This window comes from Streptomyces sp. NRRL WC-3549, assembly GCF_000721935.1.
Lineage (GTDB): Bacteria > Actinomycetota > Actinomycetes > Streptomycetales > Streptomycetaceae > Streptomyces.
In genome coordinates, this window is record NZ_KL585386.1 from 116,506 (window position 1) to 119,560 (window position 3,055).

General features: G+C 75.9%; 1 protein-coding gene and 1 pseudogene. Both read left to right on the top strand.

Annotation, left to right across the window (positions count from 1 at the left end):
• Window positions 1–1,416: vWA domain-containing protein (locus IH13_RS0104910; RefSeq protein ID WP_158791045.1), on the top strand; the 1,416-nt coding region annotated here is incomplete at its 5' end.
• A pseudogene (locus IH13_RS40455) lies at window positions 1,413–3,055 on the top strand (hypothetical protein); the annotation flags it as partial. The gene IH13_RS0104910 and the pseudogene IH13_RS40455, both read left to right, overlap by 4 nt.

Consider the following 3,055-nt stretch of genomic DNA (forward strand, 5'->3'; position numbering starts at 1 on the left):
GATGTGTATAAGAGACAGGTGTCCGGCATGTCCGACCGGGACTACCTCGACCGGCTTCCGGCGCTCCGGGGCGGCTTCGACGCGCTCAGTCCCGCGGCTCGCGACCGTCTCCTCGACACCGTCGAGGAGCGCCTGGGCGAGGACCGCGTGGCCGACACGGGAAGCCTCGATCCGGTCGCCCTGGCCGCCTGGACCGCGGCGGACCTCGCGGCCCGCGAGACGCTGCTGGCGCTGGGCCTCCTCCCACCGGGCCCCTGCGGCACGGACCGCGGATCCGTCACCACCCCGGCCACCGGTGGTGGCGGCGACCATGACCGCACCCCGGGCGCCGGCCGGCGCATCGGGCCCGCGGACCGCTGGCGGCTGGTCCTGGGACGACGTACCGACCGGCTCCCCGCTCCATGCGCCCCCTTGGCGACCGCGCTGGACGAGCTGTACGGCAGCGGACGTGGCGAGGGCAGCAGAGGAGACCTGCCGGGCGCGGGACGGGGCGGCGGCCGAGAGGCGCCCTACCCCGGCGTACGGGAGTGGTCCGAGGAGCTGGCCGCCCTGTTCGGGCCCTGTCTCTTATACACATCTCGGGACGTACTCGCCGTACTCGACTCGGACCGGGTCCGGCCCTCCGTCGACCTGCTGCGCTCCGTGCTCCGGCACGCCGGGGGACTGCCCGAGGCCAGGCTCGCCGCGCTGCGCCCGCTCGTCGGCCGGCTGGTCGAGGCGCTGACCCGGCAACTGGCGACGCGGCTGCGCCCCGCCTTGCACGGTACGGTGCTGCCCCGTCCGAGCCGGCGGCCCGGTGGCGGTCTCGACCTGCCCCGGACGCTTCGGGCCAACCTGGCGACGGCGCGGCGCGGGCCGGACGGCACGGTGACGGTGATCCCCGAACACCCGGTCTTCCGCACCCGCGCCCGCCGCGCGGCGGACTGGCGCCTGGTCCTGGTGACCGACGTCTCGGGGTCCATGGAACCCTCCACCATCTGGGCCGCGCTCACCGCGTCGGTGCTGGCGGGGGTGCCGACCCTCTCCACGCACTTCCTGGCCTTCTCGACCGAGGTCATCGACCTCACCGGCCATGTGCGGGACCCCCTGTCGCTGCTGCTGGAGGTCAGTGTCGGCGGTGGCACCCACATCGCGGCGGGACTCCGCCACGCCCGCGAACTGGTCACGGTGCCGTCCCGCACACTCGTCGTGGTCGTCAGCGACTTCGAGGAGGGCTATCCGGTCGGTGGTCTGCTCGCCGAGGTACGCGCCCTTGTCGGCGCGGGTTGCCATGTTCTGGGCTGTGCGAGCCTCGACGACGCGGGCCGCCCCCGCTACTCCACCGGCATCGCGGCGCAGCTGGTCGCCGCGGGGATGCCCGTGGCGGCTCTCAGCCCGCTCGAACTCGCCCGCTGGGTAGGGGAGAAGATCTCTTGAACACGACGTTTCCGCCGGTCGACCCGTCGGTGACCGCCGAACTGGTCGCGGCGCTCCCGCCCCGGCTGCGTAAACGGCTGGACTCCGGCATCGCGAAGCTGGCCGGCCGGCCCGTCGTGCGGGACGGCTGCACGGTACGTGTCGCCCTCGACGACACGACCCTCCTCGAACTCCACGCCCTGGACGGCACCGTGCGCGGCGCCGACGCGATCGTCTGCGGCTGCCTGCTGGCACCGGCATGCCTGCACCGCGCAGCCGCGGCATCCGCCGCGCCGATCGCCGCACCGGCCGACGGCGACACCGACGCCCCTTCCCCTTCCGAGGCCGACGCCGCCGTCGACGCGGACGCCCCGACGGCCGATGTCCCGCCGCGCGTACCCCCGGCCCCGGGCGGCGGCACCACCGCCGCAGCCGCCGCAGCGCGGAACCCCATGACGGAGCCCGGCACGGCGAGGACGGCGCACCGGGAACCCGTGGACACCGACACGGCCACGGCTGCGGAACGTACGGCCGCGGGTGCCCTGTACGATGCCGCGGCCGCGGTGCTGGAGGCGGGTACGGACGGCTCCGGCGCCGTGGTCCAGGCGGCGTTGCTGCGGGCCGCTCACACCGCCCGGCTGGCAGGACTGGCCCGGCCCGCGGCCTCGGCGGTCTCCGTCGTCAACGCGTTGCGGGCGGCCCGCGGTTCCGACCCGGCCTACCGCCTCACCGACCTCGTCTCCGCGCTCCGCGACACCCTGGCCGTGGCCGCCCGGGTGCGGTCGGCCACCGGCACGGAGCTGACGGCCCCTGTCTCTTATACACATGAACGGCTCGCTGCGCCTGTACGGGCTCTTCTGCGAGCCCGTCCTGACGGCCACCGGATATGCGGGGGCCGTGACCTGGACCGCCGACGCCGACGGGCGCCTGTGCTCGGTGTCCGACGTGGCCCCGGGCGGCGTCGGGAGGGCGACGGGCGCCGCGGACCGAGCCGTACGCATCGGCGACGCCTCCCTGACGCACCGTGAGTTGTCCCGCGCCGGGCTCGTGGTGTCCGGTGCGACGCTCTCCCCGGCCGGACGGCTCGGCGCGGGGGCCGCGTCCCGGGCGGTGCGTGCCGCCGGCGCCGGCTGGAGCGAGCCGCCCCTCGACCGGCTCTGGGCCGTACCCGTCGCCGGCCAGGTCGCGCGTGCGCTGGACGGCGACGGGCCGGAACTGCTCTTCCTGGACGTCACCGTCCTCGGCACGGCGCGGGAGGCCGCGGGCGGCGTCCTGCTCGTGGACTGCGACGGGCTGACGGTCCGACTGGCCGCCGCCCACGACGATCCGGCGCTCCCCCACCGGGACAACCTCCGGCGTCTGGCGTCCGCCCCGGGCATCCGCCTGAGGGTGATCGCCCGTCTCGGTCCGGCGCCGCACCCGCGCGCCCTGCTCCTGGCGTCCGGCCACCCGACACGTCCGGGCAGCCGCGTGGACATGGGCCTGGACCGGCTCCAGCAGGCCGATCTCCCCGTCAAAGCCCCCGTGGCCGGCCCGCCCGGAGTGCTCGAGGACGACGGGGCTCCCCTGCATCTGCTGCGCCGGCGCGTCCACCAGGCGGTATCCGGTGGCCGGCGGGTACTCGCCTTCCCCGGCAGCGGCGACGCCGCCGACAGAAGCC